At 72.4% G+C, this 23433-nt stretch carries 15 protein-coding genes; all 15 read right to left on the reverse strand.

Going from position 1 to position 23433, the window contains the following annotated elements; genetic code table 11:
- Positions 1-55: 55 nt before the first annotated feature.
- The 15 genes from upp to ACH34R_RS23475 all read right to left on the reverse strand — a co-directional run bounded on the left by upp (position 56) and on the right by ACH34R_RS23475 (position 23425).
- Positions 56-727, reverse strand: coding sequence for a uracil phosphoribosyltransferase (gene upp / locus ACH34R_RS23405; RefSeq protein WP_397563638.1), 672 nt, complete (start codon positions 725-727; stop codon positions 56-58).
- Positions 724-1401 carry an HAD family hydrolase gene (locus ACH34R_RS23410; protein ID WP_397563639.1) on the reverse strand — a complete coding sequence of 226 codons (678 nt, stop codon included), beginning with the start codon at positions 1399-1401 and terminating at the stop codon, positions 724-726. The genes upp and ACH34R_RS23410 overlap by 4 nt, the downstream gene beginning before the upstream one ends.
- Positions 1401-2321: a shikimate dehydrogenase gene (locus ACH34R_RS23415; RefSeq protein ID WP_397563640.1), complete on the reverse strand. Its 921-nt coding sequence runs from the start codon at positions 2319-2321 to the stop codon at positions 1401-1403. The genes ACH34R_RS23410 and ACH34R_RS23415 overlap by 1 nt, the downstream gene beginning before the upstream one ends.
- Positions 2314-3120 carry a 4'-phosphopantetheinyl transferase family protein gene (locus ACH34R_RS23420; protein ID WP_397563641.1) on the reverse strand — a complete coding sequence of 269 codons (807 nt, stop codon included), beginning with the start codon at positions 3118-3120 and terminating at the stop codon, positions 2314-2316. The genes ACH34R_RS23415 and ACH34R_RS23420 overlap by 8 nt, the downstream gene beginning before the upstream one ends.
- An 86-nt stretch (positions 3121-3206) precedes the next feature.
- A complete protein-coding gene (locus ACH34R_RS23425) occupies positions 3207-4892 on the reverse strand; it encodes a class I adenylate-forming enzyme family protein (RefSeq protein WP_397563642.1) in 1686 nt (561 codons plus the stop codon).
- Positions 4893-4895: 3 nt separating this feature from the next.
- Entirely contained in the window at positions 4896-6755 is a 1860-nt protein-coding gene (locus ACH34R_RS23430; RefSeq protein ID WP_397563643.1) for an AMP-binding protein, read from the reverse strand.
- A 23-nt stretch (positions 6756-6778) separates the two neighbouring features.
- Complete coding sequence (locus tag ACH34R_RS23435; RefSeq protein WP_397563644.1) at positions 6779-8101, reverse strand: aspartate aminotransferase family protein; 1323 nt, start codon at positions 8099-8101, stop codon at positions 6779-6781.
- Positions 8098-9147 carry an HAD-IIIC family phosphatase gene (locus ACH34R_RS23440; protein ID WP_397563645.1) on the reverse strand — a complete coding sequence of 350 codons (1050 nt, stop codon included), beginning with the start codon at positions 9145-9147 and terminating at the stop codon, positions 8098-8100. Before ACH34R_RS23440 ends, ACH34R_RS23435 begins: the two co-directional genes overlap by 4 nt.
- Complete coding sequence (locus tag ACH34R_RS23445; protein WP_397563646.1) at positions 9144-10295, reverse strand: acyl-CoA dehydrogenase family protein; 1152 nt, start codon at positions 10293-10295, stop codon at positions 9144-9146. Before ACH34R_RS23445 ends, ACH34R_RS23440 begins: the two co-directional genes overlap by 4 nt.
- A gap of 14 nt (positions 10296-10309) precedes the next feature.
- Positions 10310-10561 carry an acyl carrier protein gene (locus tag ACH34R_RS23450; protein WP_111167523.1) on the reverse strand — a complete coding sequence of 84 codons (252 nt, stop codon included), beginning with the start codon at positions 10559-10561 and terminating at the stop codon, positions 10310-10312.
- Positions 10562-10572: 11 nt separating this feature from the next.
- Positions 10573-11457, reverse strand: coding sequence for a 3-hydroxyacyl-CoA dehydrogenase family protein (locus tag ACH34R_RS23455; protein ID WP_397563647.1), 885 nt, complete (start codon positions 11455-11457; stop codon positions 10573-10575).
- 18 nt (positions 11458-11475) lie between these two features.
- Positions 11476-16956 carry an SDR family NAD(P)-dependent oxidoreductase gene (locus tag ACH34R_RS23460; protein WP_397563648.1) on the reverse strand — a complete coding sequence of 1827 codons (5481 nt, stop codon included), beginning with the start codon at positions 16954-16956 and terminating at the stop codon, positions 11476-11478.
- A 47-nt stretch (positions 16957-17003) separates the two neighbouring features.
- Positions 17004-18236, reverse strand: a complete 1233-nt coding sequence (locus ACH34R_RS23465) for an MFS transporter (protein WP_397563649.1) — start codon at positions 18234-18236, stop codon at positions 17004-17006.
- Entirely contained in the window at positions 18233-19549 is a 1317-nt protein-coding gene (locus tag ACH34R_RS23470; protein WP_397563650.1) for an acetyl-CoA carboxylase biotin carboxylase subunit family protein, read from the reverse strand. The genes ACH34R_RS23465 and ACH34R_RS23470 overlap by 4 nt, the downstream gene beginning before the upstream one ends.
- Positions 19550-19573: 24 nt before the next feature.
- Positions 19574-23425 (reverse strand): amino acid adenylation domain-containing protein, encoded by a 3852-nt coding sequence (locus ACH34R_RS23475; protein ID WP_397563651.1) that lies wholly within the window; start codon positions 23423-23425, stop codon positions 19574-19576.
- Positions 23426-23433: the final 8 nt, after the last annotated feature.

Consider the following 23433-nt stretch of genomic DNA (forward strand, 5'->3'; position numbering starts at 1 on the left):
GGTGATCCCGGAAAACGGTGATCCGGAAAACGGTGATCCCGGAAACCGGGGCCGATCAGGCCGGTGCCGGCACCGGCATGACCGCCGTACCGAAATAGCGGTCCCCGAAGTCGCCGATGCCGGGGACCATGTAGGCGCTCTCGTTCAGCCGCTCCTCGATGGAGGACGTCACGACCCGCACCCGCGGATGGGCCTGGGAGAGCGCGGCCAGGCCCTCCGGGGAGGCCAGCAGGTTGACGAAGACGACGTGCTCTTCGCGGACGCCGTGGTCCAGCAGGACCTCGATGGCCGCCGCCGCCGATCCGCCGGTGGCCAGCATCGGCTCCAGCAGCAGTACGTGCCGGCCGGCGATGTCGGGGGGCAGGTGCGTGTAGTACAGGTGCGGAAGCTTGGTGGTCTTGTCGCGCTGGATGAGGATCTTGCCGATGCGGATGCCGGGGTACATCGCGCGCAGTTCGGGTTCCATGCTCTCCCCGGCCCGGATCACCGGCACCGCGCACACCTCGGCGGCCGGTCGCAGCCCGGCGTAGGTCGCGCCGACCGGCGTGGTGACCTCGTGCGGCTCGACGGGGATCAGGTCCATCGCGGCCTCCAGGAGGAGGCGGATGATCCGGTTGGAGTAGTGGACGAAGTCCGCCTGCGTGGCGTGCCGGTCGCGGATGACGGTGTGCAGGGCCCGCAGGTGGCCGGTCTGCGGGAGCAGGGTCACATTGTCGGGAATCTTCACGGTAGCGGGCTCCGTATCTCGGCGCCCGCGTACCGGACCACCTCACCGAACGTGTCGGCGATCAGCTCGGGCCCGGCCGTGGCCAGCAGCTCCCGCCCGTGTACGCCGTACGTCACCGCCACCGACCTGATGCCCGCGGCCCGCGCCATCAGCAGGTCGTGCGTCGTGTCGCCGACCACCAGCGCGTCCTCCGGCGAAGCGCCCAGCGCCTCCAGGATGATCACGCTGGACTCCGCGTCCGGCTTGGGCTGCGTCACCTGGTCGGCCCCGACGACCATCTCGAAGTGGTCGCGCAGGCCCGCGGCGGTGAGTATGTCCACCGCGCTGCGGTGGAACTTGCTGGTCGCCACGGTCAGGGTGATGCCGAGCCCGGCCAGCCGGGTCAGGCCGTCCGCCACGCCGGGGAACACCAGCGCCGCCGCCTTCGGCAGGATCGTGCCCCGGAAGTGCGCCTGGTAGCCCGCCACGAAGCCGGCGATGGCCGGATCGGTGAGCGGCACTCCGGTCAGGTCGCTGAAGGCGCGTTCGAGGGGCAGGCCGATCGTCTTGCGGATGGCGGCGGCCTCCCGCTCCGGCAGGCCCGCGCCGGTGAACGTCGCGTTGAACGCCGCCACGATCGCGTTCGGCGTGTCGATGAGCGTTCCGTCCAGGTCGAAGATCACGACTTTTGCCATCAGCGGTGTCCATCCGCGGACAGGGACAGCGCGCGAGGCCGTGCCGTACGGGACAGGAAATGGGCGAGCATGCGTTCGGCGTCCGCCCGGATGCCGGTGAAGTGACGGAACGCCTCGGCGGCCTGGTGAACGAGCATGCCGCCGCCGTTGATCGTGCGGCAGCCCAGCTTCGCGGCCTCGTGCAGCAGCCGCGTCTCGGCGGGGGCGTAGATGAGGTCGGTCACCCACTGGCCGGACCGCAGCAGCCGCGGCGAGAACGGCACGCCGGGGTGGGCGGCCATGCCGATGGGCGTGGCGTTGACCACTCCGTCGGCCCGCGAGATCAGCGCCGCCAGGTCGGAGGTGAGGCCCGCGTGGACGCGCGATCCGCCGAACCGGCCGTCCATCTTGCGCGCCAGCAGCTCGGCCCGCCGGGGCTCCACATCGACCACGGTCAGCCGCTCGGCACCCAGGTTGAGCAGGGCGTACGCCACCGCGGCCCCCGCGCCGCCCGCGCCCACCAGGACGACGTCACCGAGGCCCGCGCCGGGCAGCCCGTGTTCCAGCCCCCGGGCGAACCCGGCCCAGTCGGTGTTGTGGCCGATCGCCCGCATGCCGCCCGAACCGCGCACCCCGTCGAAGACGACGGTGTTCACCGCCCCGATGGCGGCGGCCTCGGGGGACAGTTCGTCCAGGTGGTCCAGTACGGCCTGCTTGCAGGGATGGGTGATGTTGAGGCCGGAGTACCCCATGCGCAGGGCCTCGGCGAGCAGGTCGGGGGTCCGGTCGGGGCCGAGCCCGAGTTCGTCGATGTCGATCAGCCGGTAGACGAGCCGCAGCCCGTGCCGTTCGGCCTCGTGCTCGTGCAGGGCCGGGCTGAGCGAGCCCTGGATGCCCGCTCCGATCAGCCCCGCGAGCACCGAGTGCGTGCCCTCAGCCATCGTGATCACTCCTTGCCGTGAACGTGGACGTCGCGTCGAGTTCGACGAGGTGGTGGGGCGGTTCCCCGATGACCGCGAGAGCCGCGACCGCGGGGCCGAGGAACCGCCCGGCGGGCCCGCGCAGCGTCACCATGGACAGGCTCTCCGGCTCCGGGCCCTGTTCCCAGCGGATCACGCGGGGGTCCTCCCTCGGCCCGGTCACCTCGATCCTGCGCATGGGCACCCGCAGGCCGTCCCCGGTGGCCTTGAGCAGCGCCTCCTTCCTGGTCCAGTACGTCAGCAGGGCCGCGCGCCGCCCGGCGGGCGGCAGGTCCCGGTAGGCGGTCTCCTCGCCGGGGGCGAGGACCATGCCGGCGACCGCGTCGCCGTCCAGCAGCGCGGCGCCGTCCTCGACGTCCACGCCGATCGGCGTACGGCGGGCGACCGCGCAGACGACCAGCGCGTCGGTGTGCGAAAGGGAGATCTCCAGCCCGGAGCCGCCGGGGATCGCGGGCTTGCCGTGCGGCTTGCCGCAGGTGGCGCACCGGCGGTCCACGACCACGCGTTCGGGCGGCAGGCCCAGGTGGTGGCCCGCCGCGGACCGCATCAGCGCGGACCCCAGGACGAACCGGTCCCGGGCCGCGGCCCGGCGCATCGCGGCGAGCCGCGACGTCTCCTCGGCGCTCATCGCGTTCCTGGCGAGGTACGCCGCGGCGAGGTCGGACCGCACGCGCGACCACCACACCCACACCTCCCCCTGCGCCGGCAGGCGTCCCGGGGGCGCGGCGCCGGCGGGCGCCGGCAACTGGATCTGCGCCATATACGTCTCCTATCCGTCGTCCCCGGCGTGGGCGCGGGCGGGCGGGAAAGTGCCCGCGCCCACGGTCCGGTGGCGGGGTGAACCCGTCAGACGGTCACCACGGCCCGGCCGGCTACCGCCGTCCGTCCGGGGCCCGTCCGCTCGACCAGTTCGTCCAGTTCGGCGTACCGCTCGCGGAGCTTGCGCTTGAGCACCTTGCCGGTCACGCCGACGGGCAGCGCGTCGATGATCTCCAGCACCGTGACGGCGGGGTGGCCCGCGGTCTTGAGCGCGGCGTTCGCCGCGTCCAGGACCTTCTGCGGGTCCGCGCCGCCGGCCTCGGAGGTCGCCGCGGCCACGGCCACCGTCTCGCCGCCGAGCCGGGCGGCGACCACCGCGACGTCCTGGATCTCCGGGACCTCGGCCAGCAGGGTCTCCTCCATCAGCACCGAGTACCCCGGCCCCTCGGCCGTCTCGATGGTGTCCACGGCCCGGTCCACGTGGTAGAAGTTGTCGTCCGCGTCCCGGTAGACCATGTCGCCGGGGCACCAGTAGCCGCCGAGCCGGCTGCGGTAGGTGGTGTCGGCGTCGTTCCAGTAGCCGGCGGTGATCGCCGGGCCGGCCGCGCCGAGCAGGCCGATCTCGCCGACCTCGCAGGGCGTGCCGTCCTTGCGCAGCACGGCCACCTCCGAGACGCCGACCGGCTTGCCCACGCAGCGGTCGTTCCGCTCCGAGGCGAGGGTGGTGACCTTGAGCAGCACCGCCCAGCCCAGTTCGGTGGTGCCGAGCCGGTCCAGCCAGGCCGCCGGGGGCAGGCCGGGCGCGCGCTGCGCGAGCACCTTGCGGATGTGCTCGTAGTGGACGGCGTCGGCAGTGGTCACCCAGTGGCCGACCGAGTCCAGCGCGCCGGGCTCCAGGTCCAGCCCGGCCAGGTCGCTACAGGTGTGCCCGAACCCCATGACCGCGCTGGGCCGGTAGGTGCGGATGGCCTCGACCAGCTCCTCGGGGGAGGGGTCGAAGGCCGGGATGATCGGGGTGCCCGCGAAGATCGCGTAGGTGGAGTAGTGGATGTTGCCGAGGTGCGACTGCGGCATCGCGGCGAGCATGACGGCGCCCGGCACGAGCGTCGGGTCCTCGGTGGTGAGCCGGAACTTCGGCCCGGCGACGCTGGAGCGGTGGGTCTGCGTGACCGGCTTGGGCAGGCCCGTGGTGCCGGACGAGTGCATGATCGACACCGGATCGTCCGGGGCGTGCTTCCAGCGCGCCTCCTTCGGCAGCTCGGCGGCCGGAGGCGCGGGCAGCTCCTCGCTGAGCTGCACCCACTGGACGCTGCTCAGGTCGCCCAGCTCGTCGCCGAGCCGGGCCAGGTGCTCGCGGTCGGTGTAGAGGCCGACCGGGGTGGTCTTGCGGATCAGCGAGACCGCGATCTCCTGCGGCGACTTGCTGTTGACCAGCAGCGCGATGGCGCCGATCGAGGCGAGCGCGCAGTAGTGGACGAAGTAGGCGAAGGAGTCGCGCATGTAGACCGCGACCCGGTCGCGGGGCTTGACGCCCTTGCCCAGGTACCAGACCGCCCAGCTCTGCGCCAGCTCGTCCAGTTCCAGGAGGTTGAAGTCGGTCTGCTCGGAGCCGTCCGGCATGGTGATCGGGCGGGCCGAGCGAATGAACCGGGCCTCCGGGTGCGGGTTGAACTCGATGGCCGAGGCCAGCAGGTTGCCCCCGCCGACATCGGGCTTCGCGGCGAACTCCCGGCGTTGCTCCATGTTCAGCAGCGCCTTTTCTGACAACGTCATGACTTACCTTCCAGAAGCGGGATTGACGGACTCCAGCGAGCGGGCGCGTTCGCGCAACACGGTCCGGTCGAGCTTGCCGACGCCGATGACGGGCAGCGCGTCGAGGACCTCCAGGCGTTCCGGCAGCTTGTGCCCGGCCAGCCCGCACGAGGTGAGGTACCTGCGCACGTCCCGGAGGTCGGGAGGCCGCGGACCGGCGGGCACCACGAAGAGGCAGACGGTCTCGCCGTACACCGGATGCGGCGCCGGCGCCACACCGGCCGCCGCCACCTCCGGCATCTGCCTGACGAACTCCTCCAGTTCCTCGGCGCAGACCTTCTCTCCGCCGCGGTTGATCAGGTTCTTGACCCGGCCGGTGACCTGGACGTTGCCGTCCGGAAGCAGCTTCACCAGGTCGCCGGTGCGGTAGAAGCCGTCGGCGGTGAACGCCTTGGCGGTGGCCTCCGGATCGCGGTAGTAGCCGGCGATGGTGTACGGCCCGCGGGTCAGCAACTGGCCCACCTCGCCGGGCGGCACCGGCCGCTCGTCCTCGTCCACGATCCTGATCTCGTCGTGCGGCGTGGCCGGGCGGCCCTGGGTGGTGAGGATGGTCTGGAGCGGGTCGTCCAGCCGGGTGAAGTTGGTCAGGCCCTCGCTCATCCCGTACACCTGTTGCAGCGTGCAGGGCAGTACCTTGACCGCCTGCTCGGCCAGGTCCGGGTCCAGCTTGGCCCCGCCGACCTGGAGCACCTTCAGGCTGGACAGGTCGTACCGCTCGCCGCGCAGCACCCCCAGCCACTGGGCGACCAGGCCGGGCACGGCCGCCGTGTGGGTGACCCGCTCGCGCTGGATCAGCTCCAGCGCCCGGCGCGGGTCCTCCGGTCCGGCCAGCACGACCGTGCCGCCGGCCGAGAGCGTGCCGAGGATGCCGGGGTAGGCGAGCGTGAAGGTGTGGGTGCCGGGGAGCGCCGCCAGGTAGACGGTGTCCGCGTCCACGCCCGCGACCTCCGTGGTGCTGCGCACCACGTAGCCGTAGTCCTCGTGGGTGCGGACCATCACCTTCGGCGGCCCGGTGGTGCCGCTGGACAGCAGCATCAGCGCCGGGTCGGCGGCGTCCGCGCCGGGCGGCGGGACGTCGCCCGGCCCGGGTTCGGGGGCGCACAGCCGGACCAGGTCCGACGGCCCCTCGCCACCGCTGATCAGCACCGTGGCCAGCTTCGGGTGCCGGTCGCGCAGCGCGGCCACCATGGCGGGGTGGTCGGCGCGGCGCTGCCGGGCGGGCACGGCGATGGCGGTGGCCTGGGTGAGTTCCAGGATGCGGTCCAGCTCGTACGCGCGCAGGGTCGGCAGCGTCAGCACCGGCGGCGTGCCGAGCCGCATCAGGGCCAGCACCAGCACGACGTACTCGATCGTGTTGGGAAGCTGCACGACCACCGGCTCGGGCCCGGACACGCCGAGTTCGCGCAGCCGCCCGGCCGCGCCCTCGACGGCGGTGGCCAGCTCGCCGTAGGTCATCCGGCGGGCCCCGTACACCAGCGCCACCGCGCCCGGACGGGTGACCGCCTGGCGCAGGATCACCGCGTCGAGCGTCTCGGGACGCCACAGCCCCAGCTCGCGGTACCGGTCGGCGGCGGGCACCCGCGGAATGTCGAGCCGGGGCCTGTCGCTCGCCTGACGGACCAGCTCGGCCAGTTCCTCCAGCCGGTAGTCCTTGGCGTCCCACAGGTCCACCCTGACCCCGAACCCGCGGTCCAGCTCCAGTTCCAGCTCGGTGGTCTCCACCGAGCTGAGTTCCAGGTCGGCGCGCAGCCGGGCCTCGGGCGTGATCTCATCACGCGTCACGCCGAGGCTTTGCAGCACGTCGCGGAGGACGTCAACACTCATGACGGTTCGACTCCCGCTCAGCGTCACAGCCGGGCCAGCGAGTCCTTGACCGTGGCCACCACCGAGTCCAGGACGTCGGGCGTGTGCGCGGTGCTCAGGAACCACGGCTCCAGCGGGTTGGGGTGGAAGTACAGGCCGGCCCGCTGGCACAGGATCTGGAGCCGGCGGTGGGCGGCGAAGTCGATCAGCGGGACGGCCGCGTCGTAGTCGGACTCGGTCTCCTGCGGCCGGGTCAGCAGCGCCACCGACAGCACCGAGCCGGCCCGGGTGATCCGCACCGGCCGCCCGGCCTCGGCGAAGACGTCGGCCAGCCGCTGCTCGGCGTACGAGGACAGCACGTCCAGCGTGCCGTACACCGACGGGTCGCCGGTGAGCTTGGTCAGCATCGCCACCACGGCGGACATCGCCGCGTGGTTGCCGGCGAACACCCCGGCGTGGAACGCCTCGTTGCGGGCCAGCGGGGCCATCAGCTCCCGGCTGCCGCCGAACGCGGCGACCGGAAAGCCGCCGCCCAGCACCTTGGACACGATCGTCAGGTCCGGCTGCACGCCGAGCACGCCCTGCGCGCCGTGCAGGCCGACCCGAAAGCCGGTGATGACCTCGTCGAACACCAGCAGCGCGCCGTGCCGGGCGGTCAGGTCGGCGATCTTCTCCACGAAGCCGGGCAGCGGGTGGACCATGCCCGCGTTGCCGCAGATCGGCTCCAGGATCACGGCCGCGATCTCGGTGCCGTGCGCGGCGAACAGCGCGTCCAGCGCGGCCTCGTCGTTCCAGGGGAGCTGGTAGGTGAAGTCCAGCGCGCCGGGGATCATGCCGGGCGCGCCGGGCACCGCGCCGGTCGGGTCGGAGCCGTTGTTGGTGATCGCCGACTTGCGCAGGACGGTCTCGCTCCACCCGTGGTAGTGGCCCTCGAAGGTCACCACATGGGCGCGGCCGGTCAGGAAGCGGGCCAGGCGCAGCGCCGAGGTGATCGCCTCGGTGCCGGAGTTGGCGAACCTGACCTGCTCGATGGACGGCACCGTGGCCGCGATCAGCTCGGCGGCCTGGTGGTCCAGCCGGTGCGTGATGCCGGTGATCGCGCCCAGCCGGAGCTGCTGGGCCACCACGCCGAGCACGTCCGGGTCGGCGTACCCGAACAGGTGCGGGCCGTACCCCATGTTCACGTCGATGAGTTCATTGCCCTCGACGTCCCACAGGCGGCAGCCCGCCGACCGGTCCAGCACCAGCGGGTCGGTGACGCCCATGTTGCGCATGTTGCTGCTGCCGCCGCCGGCGATGACCGCCCTGGTGGCCTCCAGCAGTTGCTCGCTCGTCGCATGCGTGAGGTTGACAGAGGTCTGCGTCATGAGTTCGAACTCCTCATCGGAATGGTGACCTGCACGTGGTCGGGGTCCGCCGGGATGGCGTCGAGGTCGGCTTCGAACAGCACCAGTTCACCGCGGCGTTCGGCCTCGGTGAACCGGTTGAACTTGTAGGTGATGAGCATCTGGCGGTTGCGCCCGGTCTGGACGAACTCGCCGAGCAGCCGCGCGCCGGCGTCGCGGGCCAGCCGCTTGATGTGGTTGATCAGGATGGTGCCGACACCACGCGACATCACCCGGCAGGACATGAGCAGCAGCTTGATCGTCCAGTCGGCGTCCGACTTCTCGATCAACGCCAGGCCGATCGTGCCGTAGGGGCCGTACCGGTCCTCCAGCGCGGCGGTGAGCAGCAGGTGCCGGTCGGAGTCCAGGAAGGACTCCAGCTCGGCGTAGGAGTAGGTGTAGCCGGTGGTGTTGAGCTGGTTGGTGCGCAGGGTCAGCTCTTCGGCCCGCTGGAGGTCGTCGCGCACCGCCTCCTTGATCGTGAACCGCATGTCCAGGCTGCGCAGGAACGCCTCCTGGGCGCCCTCGAAGTCGGCCTCGGCGGTCTTCCGGTGCTGGTCGGCCTGGTACATCTCGCGCCGCCGCCGCGAGTCGGCGGTGACGAACCGCTGGGTGAACTCCGGCATGCCGGGAATGTCGGCCACCTGGACGGCGTCCAGGACCAGCACCTCCGGCAGCGAGAACGCGACCTCCTCCCGCTCGAACGGCTGGTCGTCCACGAACGCCAGCGCGTCCACGCCGATGTTGATGTCGGCGGCGATGGCCTTCAGCGACGCCGACTTCGGCTGCCAGCCGATCTGCGGGTACAGGAAGTACTCCTCCAGCCCGAACTCGCGCAGTTTGGCCAGCGTCGGCTCCGGCTCGTTGCGGCTGGCGATCGAGTGCAGCACGCCCCGCTCGTCCAGGGCCTTGAGGGTCGCGACGGCCTGCGGGAAGGGGCGCACGTCGTCGCCCTCCAGCAGCACGCCGTCCCAGAGGGTGTTGTCCAGGTCCCAGACCAGGCACTTGACGGGCTTGCGGTCGCTCATGATCGCTTCTCCTCGTACGGCACCAGGCGCGCGATCATGGTCTGCTGGATCTGGGTGCTGCCCTCGATGATCTCCATGACCTTCGCGTCTCTGAACAGTCGCTGCGGGGAGCCGTCCGGGTCGCAGCCGTAGGCCCCGTGGATCTGCACGGTGTCCGAGGCGGCCCGGAACGCGCTGGTGGAGGCGAAATACTTGGCCATCCACACGCCGGCGACGGCAGTGGGCGCGCCGCCCTGTACCAGCTCCCCGGCCTGGAGGCACAGCAGCCGGGCCGCGGACACGCCGGTCGCCATGTCGGTGATCAGCCGCTGCACGAGCTGGTGGTCGAAGACCGGGCCGCCGAAGGCCCGGCGCTCCCTGGCGTGGCCGAGGGACAGTTCCAGGCACGACTGGGCCAGGCCCACCGAGCCCCAGGCCACGCTGTACCTGCCCACGTCCAGGGCCGCCGCGGCGATCGGGGCCAGCCCGAACCCCGGACGGCCGAGCAGCGCCGAACGGGGCACCCGGCACTTGTCGAACCGCACCTCGGCCAGCATCGAGGCCCGGGTCCCGAGCATGCCGTCGATGGGGACGACGGTCAGGCCGGGGGTGTCCCGGCCGACCACGAAGGCGCTGTGCCGGCCGTTGTGCCGGGCGAACACCAGGAACACGTCCGCGCCCTGGCCGTAGGTGATCCACCGCTTGGTGCCGGAAAGGAGGTATCCGTCCCCGTCGTTCTCGGCGACCGTGGCGATCTGGGCGACGTCGCTGCCCGCCTCGGCCTCGCTGAGCGCGAACGCGCCGACCTGCTCGCCGGTCGCCAGTCCGGGCAGCCAGGCCCGGCGCTGCTCCGGGTTGCCCCACCGGGTGACGGCCTGGCTGACCATGCTGTGCACGGTCAGCACGCTGCGCACCGAGGAGCAGCCGAACCCGATCGCCTCGTTGAGCAGCCCGAACTCGGTCATGTCCAGCTCGGTGCCGCCGTACTCGGCAGGGATCAGCGCGCCCAGGTAGCCGGCCGCGCCCATCGCGGCGACGACCTCGCGGGGCACCCGGCCCTCGCGGTCCCAGGCGTTGGCGTACGGCGCGATCTCGTCTTCGGTGAACCGCCGGTGGCTTTGCAGGATCTTGTTCTGTACGTCGGTGAGTGAATGCACACCCGCGCGCATGACCCTCTCCCGCGTCAGGTGCCCGCGGGCACGGCCGACTTGGCGGTGACCAGGCGGGCCACCGCGTCGATCGACCGGAAGTTGTCGAACTCCAGGTCCTCGTCGCCCACGGTGATCTGGAACTCCCGCTCCACCATGTAGATCAGTTGCATGACGAACAGCGAGTTGGCGTAGCCGGAGGCGAAGATGTCCTCGTCGTCGGCGAACTCGTGGTCGGCGATGTAGCCGCGCAGAAACTCCCTGACCTTGGCCTTGACCGTTTCCATGGATTGCTCTCCTACTGGTAGACGTGGAAGCCGCGACCGCTCTTGCGCCCGTGCAGACCGGCGTCGACGAGCTGCTTCAGCAGCGGGCACGGCCGGTACTTGCTGTCGCCGAACGCCTGGTACAGGCCCTCGATGGACAGCAGGATCGTGTCCAGTCCGATGAGGTCGGCGGTCTCCAGCGGGCCCATCGTGTGACCGAAGCAGCCCTTGAAGATCCGGTCGACCTCGGTGGCGTCGGCCACCCGCTCGTGTACGAGGTAGGCGGCCTCGTTGACGGTGAGCATCAGCACGCGGTTGGAGACGAAACCGGGGGAGTCGGCGACCACGACGCCCTCCTTGCCGATGGCGGCGAGGAGGTCGAGCATGGTCTGCACGGTCTCGTCGGAGGTGTGGAAGCCCCGGATGACCTCCACCATCGGCTTGAGCGAGACGGGGTTCATGAAGTGCGCGCCGATGATCTTGCTGGGCCGGTTGGTCACCCCGCCGACCCGGGTGATCGGGATGCAGGAGGTGTTCACCGCGAAGACCACGTCGGGCTTGCACACCTCGTCCAGCTCCTCGAAGACCGGGCGCTTGAGGTTCCAGTCCTCGGTGACGTTCTCCACCACGAAGTCGGCGTCGGCGGCGTCGGCGAGCCGGGTGGTGAAGCGGATGCGGGCCAGTACCGCGGCCCGGTCCACGGTGGGCGGCGCGGCCAGCCCGCGCTGCGCGCCCAGCATCCTCTGGAAGCGCAGGTTGCGCTCGATGGTCTGCCGGGCCCGGTCCAAAGCCTGGTCGGTGACGTCCACGAGCACGACGTCGAAGCCCGACTGGGCGAAGACCTGGGCGACCTCGCTGCCCATCACCCCGGCGCCGATGACGCCGATCGTGCGGATGCCGCTGTCGTTGTCAGGCATGCTGCCTCCAGTCCGTCGTTACGTGTTGGCGACCGCGCCGGCCGTGCGGAGTACGTCGGCCAGGCCGGCCACGGTCAGTGCGTCGAAGATCGTGCCGATCGGCAGGTCCACGCCGAAGCCCTCGCGCAGCCGCGGCGCGAGCTGGAGCCCGAGCAGCGAGTGGCCGCCCAGCTCGAAGAAGTTGTCGTGGACGCCGACCTTCTCCACGCCGAGCAGTTCCTGCCAGACCTCGGCCAGGGACTCCTCCAGCGCGTCGCGCGGCGCCTCGTAGGGCACCAGCAGGGCGGGGCGGGGGTGCAGCGCGCCGGTCGCGGCGTCCTCGCGGCGCTCGGTCGCGTCGGGGGCCGCGCGGCCGGCCGCCGCCTCCCGAAGTACCGCGTCCAGCGCGCGGGTGCTGACCATGACCTGCGGGGCCGCGCCCGAGGTGAGGATCTTGACGAACGCCGCGGTGCCCTCCTCGGCGCTCATGCCGTGGTCCAGCGCGGCGCGCAGGAACCCGGTGGACTCCGGGCGGTCCTCGTCCGGCAGCGGCGGCAGGTCGTACAGTTCGACCCGGCCGGGCGTGGCGTCGTGCGCCACCCGCAGCCGGTCGTCCAGGTCGTGGACCCGCTTGAGCACGAACCGGTCGGCGTGGACCAGCACGTTCCCGTCCTCGTCGGTGATCGTCACATCGGAGGTCACCGTCTCCTTCCTGGCGCGGTCGCCGTCCAGGTACTCCTGGAAGCTGTAGAGGGAGGCGGTCAGCGGGGCGAACATCCGCAGCCGCCCGTAGTGGATCGGGATGCGGAACTCCTCGGCGTGGTGGACGCCGACGAACGCGGTCGCGATGTCCATCAGCGCCGGGTGCAGCGGCAGGTCACCGACCTCGCCGCGGTAGGGGGCGGCGAGGTCGAGCCGGGCCAGGAAGCGGCCGTCCCCGGCGTACATCCGGCTCAGGCACTGCGAGCGCGCGCCGAAGCCCATCGGGCCGGTGCCGTCCGGGCGGCCGAGGTCGCGCATGCCCGCGCGGGCCGCCTCGACGTCCAGCCTGGGCGGGCGCTCGCCGGTCGGCTCGCCGACCCGGCCCGTGGAGTGCAACTGCCAGCGCGGCGCCGCGGAGCCGTCGTCGTGCGCGCTGACCACCGAGAACGTCGTGCCGTCCGGGGTGCGCTCAAGGACGACGCGGACCTCCTTGGCCGCCGCGTCCGGCACCACGATCGGGGTGTAGAAGGTGACGCCGGTCAGCTCCACGCCCTGCCCGGCGTGGCCGGCCGCGTGCGCGTAGGCGGCCCTGACCAGCTCCAGGTGGCCGACGCCCGGCACGACCGGGCGGCCGAGCATGCGGTGCTCGTCCACCAGCCAGGACCGCTCGGGGTGGAAGTGCGCCACGTACACCGACAGGCGGTCATCGCCCAGCCGCCGCTCCAGGAACGGGTGGTCCACCGGCCGCGTGGCCGGGGCGATGGACTTGGCCGCCATGCCGATGTCGCGCCAGGCGTCCCAGTTCACCGACACGGTCTCCGGCTCGCGGTGGGCGAGCGCGTCCAGGAAGGAGTTGGCCGCGGCGTAGTCCACCTGGCCGACGCCGCCGGTGACCGCGATGCCCGACGAGCAGTGCAGCACGAAGTCCAGCGGCTGCCCGGCGCACGCGGCGCGCAGCGCCAGGGCCCCGGCGACCTTGGGCGCGAGCACCTTGGCCGCCGCGGTGGGGTCCTTGAGCTGGATCAGCCCGCCGCCGGGCACGCCGGCCGCGTGGACGACGCCGTGCAGCGCGCCGAACCGCTTGACGGCCTGCCGCACCACGTCGGTGACCTGGGCGGCGTCGGTGACGTCGGCGGCGGCGAACAGGACGGTGCCGCCGCGTTCCTCCAGCCCGCGCAGCGCCCTGATCCGCTGGGAGCCGGCGGCCAGGGCGTTCCATTCGGTGCGCGGCGGCAGCGGGGTGCGGCCGACCAGCACCAGGTTGGCCTGGTAGTGCTCGGCCAGGTGGGCGGCCACGGACAGGCCGATGCCGCCCAGCCCGCCGGTGATCAGGTACGTGCCGCCCTGCCGGAACCGCGGCCCGTCGCCGGGGCCTTCCAGGTCGGCGGGCCGGAACGTCTGCCGCAGGTGCAGCCGCCCGCGGATCGCCACCACCTCGGCCCCGGTACCGGCCGCGACGCCCCGGCCCAGCTCGCGCAGCAGTGCTTCCGCGCTGCCCGGACCGGGCTCGGCCAGGTCGATGCTCCGGCAGGTGATCGACGGGTTCTCCAGCGGCCACACCCGGACCGGGCCGAGCGCGAGCGCCTTGGCGGGCTGCGCGTCGTCGCCCGGGACGATGGCGTGCATCTCGCTGGAGACGACCGTGACCTCCACCGGTTCGGTGAGCCTGATCCCGCCGAGCGCCTGGGCGAGCGCGATCAGGCCGGTCAGGCCGTCGCGGGTGGCCGCTTCGACCGCCTCGGCGGCGAACGGGTCGGCCGGGCGCGGGCCGGTCAGCCACAGGTGGGCGATCCTGGCCGGTACACCGCCGCCGGACTCCAGCGCGCGCAGCAGCGCCGCGTAGTCCGCGGCGCCGGCCGGATCGACGGTGAAGGACCCGTCCGGGAGTTCGGCGAACCCGTCGCCGGGCCGGACCAGCACCGGGGTCGCGCCGCGCTCGGCCAGCAGTCCGGCCAGCCGCTCGCCGACCCCGGCGGCGTCGGCGAACAGCAGCCAGCGCTGCCCGGTCGCCGCGAGGGGCGGCGCGGGCGGCAGCGACTCCCAATGCGGGGTGTAGAACCAGTCGGCGGGCTTTCGCCGCCCGCCGTCCGGTTCGGCCGGGCCGCTCTGCCGTACGGCGGGGCCGCCGGAGGGCCAGTACCGGCGGCGCTGGAACGGGTAGGTGGGCAGCTCGGCCTTACGCCGCTGGGGCTGGACCCCGTCCCAGTCCGTGTCCACGCCGCAGACCCACAGCTTGGCCGTGGTCGCCGCGATGGACTGCGTGTCGGAGACGGTGTCGCCCGAGCCCGGCAGCGAACCGAGCACCAGCGAACCGGCGTCGGCGGTGCGCGGCCGGGACTGAAGGGCCAGCGAACCGAGCGACTGGCCGACGCCGACCTCCAGCAGCAGCCGGCCGGGCTCCTCCCACAGGCGGCGCACGCCGTCCCAGAAGCGCACGGTGTGCCGCAGGTGGCGGGCGTAGTAGGTGGGGTCCTGGGCCTCGGCGTCGGTGATCCAGTCGCCGGTGACGTTGGACAGGTAGCGCCGGGCCGGGCGGTTGCGCGGCACGGCGGCGACCAGTTCGGTGAACCGGTCGATGATCGGGTCCATCATGACGGAGTGGAAGGCGTGCGTGGTGCGCAGCCGCCGGGCCGCGACGCCGTCGGCCTTCAGCCGTTCCTGGACCTCCGTGATCGCTCCGGGCGGCCCGGCGAGGACGCACAGGTCCCGGCCGTTGACCGCGGCGAGCGACACCTCCGGCCCGAGCAGGGCCGCGACCTCCGGCTCGGGAAGCTGCACGGCCAGCATCGCCCCGCCGGGCAGCTCGTCGATCAGCTTGGCCCGCTCGGCGACCAGCCACAGCACGTCGGAAAGGGTGAAGACCCCGGCCAGCGTGGCGGCGACGAACTCGCCGAGGCTGTAGCCGAGCAGCCCGTCCGGCGTGATGCCGCGCGCCGCCCAGGTCCGGGCCAGCGCGTACTCCACGACGAACATCGCGGGCTGCGCGTAGCGGGTCTGGTCCAGCGCGGACGCGGCGTCCGCCCGGCCGAGCAGGGCCCGCAGGTCCACCTTGCCGGAACCGCCGCCGGTGGCGCGCTGCCGGTGCGGCGGGAACAGCACCGGGCGCAGGTCGAGCCCCGCGCGTTCGAGCAGGACGGCGAAGCAGTGGTCCAGGTGCTCGCGGAACACCGGGTCGCGCTCGTACAGCTCCGCGCCCATGTGCTCGTACTGCTCGCCGAGTCCGGGCAGCAGGAACCCCACCTTGCGCTCGGTGGCGGGCACGGTGAAGGTGAGCACTCGCTGCGGCGTGCGGTCGCGCAGCGCGGCCACGGCGTCGTCGCGGTCGCGTACGGCGAGCGCGCGCCGGTGCGGGAAGGCGTGCCGGCCGGTCTGGAGGGTGCGGGCCACCTGGTCCAGCGGGACCTCGGGGTGACCCTCCAGGTGGTCGGCCAGCCGGTCGGTGGCCGACTCCAGCGCCTCGGGACCGGCCGCCGCCAGCGGCAGCACCTGCCACCCGTCGGCCGTCTCGGCAGGCGCGGGCGGTTCCGGCGCCTCCTCCAGGATGACGTGCACCCCGGTGCCGCCCATGCCGAAGGAGCTGACCCCGGCCCGGCGCGGCCCGTCGGCGGCCCACTCGGTCAGCGCCGCGGCCACCCGGAAGGGCGACTCGGCGAACCGGATGCGCGGGTTCGGCCGGTCGAAGTGCAGGCTGGGCGGGATCTCCCGGTTCTCCAGGCTCAGGATGGCCTTGATCAGCCCGGCGATGCCCGCCGCCGCGTGCGTGTGCCCGATGTTGGTCTTGACCGAGCCGATCAGGCGGGAGCCCGCCGTCCAGCCCGCCGCGCGGTAGGCGCGGGTCAGCGCGTCGATCTCGATGCGGTCGCCGAGCGGGGTGCCGCTGCCGTGCGTCTCGACGTACCCGATGCTGTCGGGGTGTACGGCGGCGCGGCGCAGCGCGGCCTCGACGATCCGCGACTGGCCCGCCACGCCCGGCGCGGAGAACCCGACCCGCTCGGCCCCGTCGTTGCCCATCGCCGAACCCTTGATCACCGCGCGGATGCGGTCGCCGTCGGCCAGCGCGTCGGACAGCCGCTTGAGCACGACGATGCCCGCGCCCTCGCCGATGACCGTGCCCTCGGCGTCGGCGTCGAACGCCCGGCAGTGGCCGTCGGGGGAGTAGATCCCGCCCTTGTGGTACTGGTAGCCGGGCACCTCGCCGGAGCGGATGGTCACCCCGCCCGCCAGGGCGAGGTCGCTGGAGCCGTTCTGGAGCGACTCGCAGGCCATGTGGACCGCGACCAGGGCGGTGGAGCAGGCGGTCTGCACCGTCACCGAGGGGCCGTTCAGGTTGAGCTTGAAGGAGATCCTGGTGGCCAGGTAGTCGTCGTCGGTGGACACCCCGGCCAGGAACGCCTCGGCCGGCTCGGTGAACGTGCCGAGCAGGCCGCGGTAGGCGTTCTTGTAGGCCCCGGCGAAGACGCCGACCCGGCCGGGCGGGCTCTTGGGGTCGTGCCCGCTGTCCTCAAGGGCCTCCCACGCGCACTCCAGCATGACCCGGTGCTGCGGGTCCATGAGCGTGGCTTCCTTGGGGTTCAGCGCGAACAGCCCGGCGTCGAAGGCGTCGGAATCGGCCACGACTCCCGCGGCAGGCACGTAGTCGGGGCTTTCGATCAGGTGCGCCGGCGCGCCGGCGGCGGCGAGTTCGGCGTCGGTGAAGACCGTGACCGGCTCGGTACCGGACCGCAGCATCCGCCAGAACTCGGCCGTGCCGGTGGCTCCGGGGAAGCGGCAGGCGGTGCCGATCACCGCGATGTCGTGAGCGTCAACGTTTTCGGGCATGACGAAGGCGTCCCTCCGGCCTTTGGCGGGGTTTTCGGCGTTTACGGCTAGGTGGTCTGGCCTGTCAGGGCGTTCTCGGGCGTGGGCTGCGGCCTGCGGATGGCCGTGACGACGACGAGGCTGGCCGCCACCGACACGATCGCCAGCGGGATCCAGACGCCGTGGCCGAGCTTCACCAGCAGCCAGCCGCCGACGACCGGGCCGATGGCCGAGCCCAGGCCGAAGACGAAGTGGAAACCGCCCAGGTAGTGGCTCTTGGCCCGCGCGGGGGCGATCAGGGCGGGGTAGGCGAAGATGGCGGGGCCGCCGATGATCTCGCCCACCGACCACACCAGGGTGCCGATGACGATCACCGCGGGGCCCATCGGCAGCGCGTACACCGCGATGCCCGCGCCCATCAGCGCGAAGCTGATCCCGATCGTCACCCGCATCGGCCAGCTCTGGGTGACCTTGGTGGTGAGCAGTTCAAAGGCGATGACGATGAATCCGTTGAGCGAGACGGCAACCGTGTACCAGACGATGTCCACCCCCGACGCCTTCACGTCCAGCGGCAGGGTGGACAGGTACTGGCCGTAGACGACCGTGTGGACCAGCGTGGAGATCAGGTAGACGAGGTACCTGCGGTCGCGGAGCACGTCCAGGTAGCTCCCGGACGCCTCCCCGCCCTCGTCCGCCGCCGGCCGTTCGGCCGCGCGGCCGGGGAGCGTGAACAGGGCCACCGCGGCGAACACCAGCGCGATCAGCGCCTCCCCCCAGAACAGCAGGTCGTACTGCTGGCGCTGGAGGTTGTAGAGGCCGAAGCCGATCAGCGGCGCGGCCGTCGCGCCCAGGTTGATCCCGAAGCGGGACATGGCGAAGACCATGACCTGCCGGTCGTCGGGGGTGAGCTGGGACAGGAGGGTGGCCGAGGCCGGGCGGAACATCTGCGCGGTCAGCCCGGCCAGCGCGACCGCCGCCAGCAGCACGCCGTAGCTGTTCAGGTACAGCAGCGAGGCGATCATGACGCTGGACCCGGCCATGCCGATCACGACGGTGTTCCTGGTGCCGAGGCGCGCGGCCAGCGACCCGCCGAGCAGCGTGCCGACCATCGCGCCCGCGCCGTACGCGCCGAGCGCGAAGGCGGCGGCGTCCGGGGAGTACCCCAGGGTGGTCAGGTACAGCACCAGGAAGATGTTGAGGAAGCCGCTGAGCCGGTTGACGAAGATCCCGGCCAGCAGCGTCTTGACCGCGAGCGGCGACTCCCGCCAGGTGGCCAGGACCGAGCCGGTGCCCGCGCTCATCGCGGGCCTTCTAAGGGGCGGATCTCGACGGTCAGCGCGGCCCGGACCCGCTGTTCGAGTTCGTCCAGCCCGGCCAGGGTGGGCGCGTCGATGAGGAAGCTCGCCACCCGGTCGGCCGAACTCAGCAGCGGGCCCAGCGTCGCGCCGCGGTCCTGCTGCACGAACACCGCGCGCAGCGCGGGCGGGTCGCCGGGCTCGCCCGGCCGCAGCTCCGGCCAGGGCGCGGTGTCGCCCACCCACTCCGGGGTGACGCCGGGCCAGTCCAGCCGCACGTCCAGCAGTTCGCCGGGGGTGTGCTCGGGGTAGACCTCCCGGGCGTGCCGGGCGAGCGGCGGGTAGATCGCGGTCTCGCCCAGCGCGATCCGGACGACCTCCGGTTCGATCGGCCGGCCGGTGGCCAGGTGGTAGAGCACGGTGATGCCGTCGCCCGGGGTACGGGCGGCGACCTCCATCAGGTATGGCGTGCCGTCGTCGGTCAGCCGCCACTCGGAGTGCGCGATGCCGTCCTGGAAGTCCAGTTTCTCCAGCATTCGCCGGCTGGCGTCCAGCAGGGCGTTCCGCTCCCGGCCCGGCTGCGCGGTGACGGTGTGGGCCAGTTCGACGAAGGTGTCGGCGTCCTGGTCGGTGGTGCGCTTGAAGGTGACCGAGGCGAAGATCACCTTGCCGTCCTGGACCAGGGTCTCCACCGAGTACTCCGGCCCGATCACCTTCTCCTCGACCAGCAGGGTCTCGTAGTCGGGATATTCGGCCAGCCGCTCGCGTAACTCGGCCTCGTCGTGCGCGGTCCACACGCCGGAACTGGAGTGCCGCGAGGCGGGCTTGACCACGACCGGGTAGCGGGCGGCGGCGGGCTCTCGGCCGCCCGGCGGGAGCACCTGCGAGGCCGGGCTGAACTCGGGCAGGTAGAGCCGCTGGAGGTACTTGCTGCGGCAGGCGCGGGTGGCGCGCAGGCCGGGCGAGCGCAGCCCGAGGGCGTCCGCCACCACGCCGGTCGGCTCGACCATGGTCTCGCCCACCGCGCAGATGCCCACGATCGTGTGCTCGTCGAGCCAGCGCCGCACGGCCGCGATCGAACCGGGCAGGAAGGAACCGTCCTTCTTGACGTCACCCTCGACGAAGGCGAAGTCGGCGACCGCCGTGGCCGGGTTGCCCGGCTCCGCCGCCGCCGCCAGCGCCGCCGCCCGCCCGCTCGCGGGGGTCATGACCAGGATCTTCAGGCCCCTGGCGCGCAGCTCCGAAAGGTACCGCGGGTTGCGGCTGATGACGTGGAAGGACCCGGTGAGGACGAACGCCTCCGCTTTCTGGAGTGGCACTGTGGCCTCCTCTCGATGGGTGCGTCAGTGGATGAGCCGGTCCCTGACGGCCTGGATGAGTTCGTCCAGGCCGGGGCCGGTGAGCGTGCCGTAGTGGTCGGCCGCCAGGTCGACCAGGACGGGGGAGCGGCATTCGATGAACGAAGGCTCGTCGCCGCGCGCCCGCAGCACCGTCACGGGGGCCGCGACGGGCCGGGCGGCGAGGTCCGCCGGGGTGTACGTGAGGTTGTACGTCAGGTGGACGATCCGGACGATCCGCCGGATGAGGTCGGCCCCCAGCGCGGGGAAGGCCCGCGCGGTGAACGCGACGAAGCCGTCTTCGTCGTGGACCGCGTCCAGGCACTCCTCCAGCATGGGGCCGCTGACCGAGGCGGCGAAGACCGACCACAGGATTGTCACGAACACGGGGTCGCGGTAGCCCGGACCGTCGGGCGGCCGGCTCGTCACGCGCGGGCTGCCCGGCGCGACGAGCAGCAGGTCGGCGACCTTCTCCCCGGCCCGCTCAAGCCGGTGCGCCACCTCGTACGCGACCCGCGCGCCGAAGGAGTAGCCGACCAGCGTGTACGGCCCGGCCGGCTGCACCGCGCGGATCAGCTCGATGTCGGCCGCCGCCATCTCCGCGATGGACGCGTACGGCGTCTCGCCCTCGTTGATGCCGTGCGCCTGCACGCCGTACACCGGCCGGTCCAGCCCGGCCCGCCCGGCCAGGCCGCGCAGGTTCATCGGGTAGCCGCCGAGACCGGGCCACATGTAGACCGGCGGGCCGCCGCCCGCGCTCTGGAGCGGGATCAGCCGGGACACGGCCCGCCGGTCCGCGCCGATCCGCAGCGCGAGCTGTTCGACGGTCGGCGCCTCGAACACCACCTGGAGCGGCAGCGCCCGGCCGAACTTCTCATTGAGGGTGTTGACCAGGGCCATCGCCACCATGGAGTCGCCGCCGATGTAGAAGAAGTCGTCGTGGACGGAGACCTCCTCCACGCGCATGATCCGCTGCCACACCTCGGCGACCCGCCGTTCGGCGGGGGTGCGCGGCGGGACGACCTGCCGGTTCGCGTCGGCGGCGGTGGTGAGGTCCAGCGCGGCCAGCGCCCGGGTGTCGATCTTGCCGCTGGGGGTGAGCGGCAGCCGTTCCAGGATCTCGACCCGGCCGGGGACCATGTACTCGGGCAGCAGCGCGACCAGGTCGTCCCTGATCAGCTCCCTGGGGCCCTTCATGTGGACGCTGTCCTCGCGCATGCCCGTGTCGCGGACCTGCTCGTCGCTGACCCGGCCGCCGACGCAGAAGTAGGACGGGCCGGTCCGCAGGCCCGCGCCGCGCAGGATGGCCGACAGGCGGGTCGCGGACGGCAGGTCGTGGCCGGTCTTGGAGCTGTACCCCGACGACATGAAGCCGAGGTTCAGGTCGTTCATCTGGAGCCGTTGCAGCGCCCTGCCCAGGTCGATGTAGCCGAGCCAGCCGGGCCCCCGGGTGGCGACCATGGAGATGCCGAAGCCGGCCAGCCGGTACACCCGCTGGTTGATCGCGATCACGTGCCTGCGTTCCACGACCTCCGGCGAGACGAAGGAGAACTCGCCGCCCGCGAATCGGTACAGGCCCGCGGGCAGCCCGCCGACGCCGCCAGGGTGGGCCTGGACGTAGAAGTCAACGGCGTGGTCGCCGGGCCGGTCCGGGTCGTACCGCACCACCTCGAACGTGCCGAGGTAGTCGTGGCCGGGCCCGCACTCCAGGTGCGCCATGACCCCGGGCGTGTGGCCGGACGGGCGTACGTCCAGCCCGTGGCCGGGCAGGATCTCCTCCAGCATGCCGACCATGTGGCCGGTCTCAATCTCCAGGACCTCGCCGACGTTGTTGTGGTAGACGGGCTCGATGGCAGGCCGCTTGCCGGCGAAGTGCAAGCGCAGCACGGGCCGCTCCGCGTCGGGGCGGGGCTGGATGCGCACCAGCCGGTGGTGTACCGGGTGGTAGTAGTAAAAGCCCGGGTCGAGTCCGGCGATCCCGGCGAGTTCCAGGTAGAGCTGGGTGGCGTACAGCGCGCCCGGTGAGGCGTAGCCGTATTTCGGCAGCAGCCGTTCGCCGCTGTGGAACTGCCCGAAGTACCGCAGGATCGCGCCGAGTTCGGCCAGGTCCAGCGCCGCAGGGGAGCGCGGCGGCGCGGCGGGCGTACGCCGGGCCAGCAGCCGGGCCAGGTCGTCCTTGGTGACCCGCCCGCCCTCGTAGAACCGGTACGTCTTGCGGGCGAACACCCGCCGCCACTGCTCGGCGGTGGGCTCGCGGCCGGGCAGGTCCACCGCGGGGCGGCCGGCCACCTCGGCGTCCTCCCGGCAGCCGCCGTTGGAGAGCTGGGCCCGCACCTGGAGCCTGCTCGCCTTGGACAGGTGGTGCGCCGAGTGCCGGTCCTGGTCCATCAGGGCCGCCTCCTGGGAGTCCAGCTCGACGAAGGCGACGAGCTGGTCGGCGGCGGTGCGCGGGTCCTGCCGGACGATGACAGCGGCATTGCGCACCCAGTCGTGCGCCTCGATGGTCCGGCTGACCTCGTCCAGCTCCACCCGGAAGCCGCGGACCTTCACCTGGTTGTCCACCCGGCCGACGAACTCGGCGGTGCCGTCGGCGGTCCAGGTGGCGAGGTCGCCGGTCCGGTACAGCTTGGGGGAGCCGTGATCCAGCGGGAACGGGTTGTCGATGAACCGCTCGGCGGTCAGGCCGGGGCGGTTCAGGTAGCCCCGGGCGAGCTGGACTCCTCCGACGTACAGCTCGCCCACCTCGTCGATGGACACCGGGGCCAGGTCCTCGTCCAGGATGTAGAAGCGGGTGTTGTGGACGGGCTTGCCGATGGGCACGGTCTGCGGTCCGTCGGCGACGTCCTGCCTGGTGACGACGTGTGCGGAGGCGTTGATGGCGCACTCGGTGGGGCCGTAGAGGTTGGTCAGGTTCGCGCCGGGCAGCGCGTCCAGGCAGCGCCGGGCCAGCGGCCGGGACAGCGCCTCGCCACCGCTGAAGACCTGCCGCAGCGAGCCGCAGGCGGTCAGCCTGCCGGTCTCCAGCAGCGCCTTGAGCAGGGTGGGCACGCACTGGAGGGTGGTGACGCCGTGCTCGATGATCGTGTCGATCAGCCGCTCCGGGTCCCGGTACAGGCCGGGCTCGCCCATCACGACCGTGCTGCCGCAGCCGGTGGCCAGGATCTCCCACTGCGCGGCGTCGAAGCTGATCGGCGTCTTCTGCAACACGACCCGGTCGCGGTCCAGCCGGTGGACGGTGTTCAGCCAGCGCATCTGGTTCACGATCGCGCGGTGCTCGATCATCACGCCCTTGGGCCTGCCGGTGCTGCCGGAGGTGTAGATGACGTACGCGAGGCCGCCGGGCCGGGCCGCGCCGCGTAACTCCCACTCCTCGACGGGCTCGCGGCGGGCGGCGAACCGGGCCGCGCCCGCCGGGGTGACCGCGCGTACGTCGGTCAGCTCGGCGAGCATCGACGACAGCGCGTCCTGGGCCACGATCAGCTCGATGCCGCTGTCGTCGATCATGTACCGCAGCCGCTCGGCCGGGTAGTCCGGCGACAGCGGCACATACGCGCCGCCCGCCAGAAGAATGCCCCATACCGCGACCGTCATGTCGATCGACGGATGGGCGAAAAGTCCCACTCTGGCGTCCGAGGCGACGCCGAGGCCGCGCAGGTAGACGGCCATGCCGGCGGCCCGCTGGGCCAGCTCGCGGAAGGTCAGCCGCCGGTCGCCCGAGACGACCGCGACGGCGTCCGGCTGCGCCCAGACCTGCTCCCACAGCAGGTCGGGGAGGCATTCGCCGCCCCTGGGCACGGTCGTATGGTGGTCTTCTGCGTACGGCAAGCCCGCACGATGCACGATGGCCTCCTTGGTCATCCAGGTGT

Origin of the sequence: Spongiactinospora sp. 9N601 (genome assembly GCF_044326295.1) — a bacterium.
Classification (GTDB): Bacteria; Actinomycetota; Actinomycetes; order Streptosporangiales; family Streptosporangiaceae; genus Spongiactinospora; species Spongiactinospora gelatinilytica.

Excerpts from the sequence above, each read along its gene's own strand:
- ACH34R_RS23410 (WP_397563639.1), bottom strand. The coding sequence starts at position 1,401 with ATGGCAAAAGTCGTGATCTTCGACCTGGACGGAACGCTCATCGACACG.
- ACH34R_RS23415 (WP_397563640.1), bottom strand. The coding sequence starts at position 2,321 with ATGGCTGAGGGCACGCACTCGGTGCTCGCGGGGCTGATCGGAGCGGGC.
- ACH34R_RS23420 (WP_397563641.1), bottom strand. The coding sequence starts at position 3,120 with ATGGCGCAGATCCAGTTGCCGGCGCCCGCCGGCGCCGCGCCCCCGGGA.
- ACH34R_RS23425 (WP_397563642.1), bottom strand. The coding sequence starts at position 4,892 with ATGACGTTGTCAGAAAAGGCGCTGCTGAACATGGAGCAACGCCGGGAG.
- ACH34R_RS23430 (WP_397563643.1), bottom strand. The coding sequence starts at position 6,755 with ATGAGTGTTGACGTCCTCCGCGACGTGCTGCAAAGCCTCGGCGTGACG.
- ACH34R_RS23435 (WP_397563644.1), bottom strand. The coding sequence starts at position 8,101 with ATGACGCAGACCTCTGTCAACCTCACGCATGCGACGAGCGAGCAACTG.
- ACH34R_RS23440 (WP_397563645.1), bottom strand. The coding sequence starts at position 9,147 with ATGAGCGACCGCAAGCCCGTCAAGTGCCTGGTCTGGGACCTGGACAAC.
- ACH34R_RS23445 (WP_397563646.1), bottom strand. The coding sequence starts at position 10,295 with ATGCGCGCGGGTGTGCATTCACTCACCGACGTACAGAACAAGATCCTG.
- ACH34R_RS23450 (WP_111167523.1), bottom strand. The coding sequence starts at position 10,561 with ATGGAAACGGTCAAGGCCAAGGTCAGGGAGTTTCTGCGCGGCTACATC.
- ACH34R_RS23455 (WP_397563647.1), bottom strand. The coding sequence starts at position 11,457 with ATGCCTGACAACGACAGCGGCATCCGCACGATCGGCGTCATCGGCGCC.
- ACH34R_RS23460 (WP_397563648.1), bottom strand. The coding sequence starts at position 16,956 with ATGCCCGAAAACGTTGACGCTCACGACATCGCGGTGATCGGCACCGCC.
- ACH34R_RS23465 (WP_397563649.1), bottom strand. The coding sequence starts at position 18,236 with ATGAGCGCGGGCACCGGCTCGGTCCTGGCCACCTGGCGGGAGTCGCCG.
- ACH34R_RS23475 (WP_397563651.1), bottom strand. The coding sequence starts at position 23,425 with ATGACCAAGGAGGCCATCGTGCATCGTGCGGGCTTGCCGTACGCAGAA.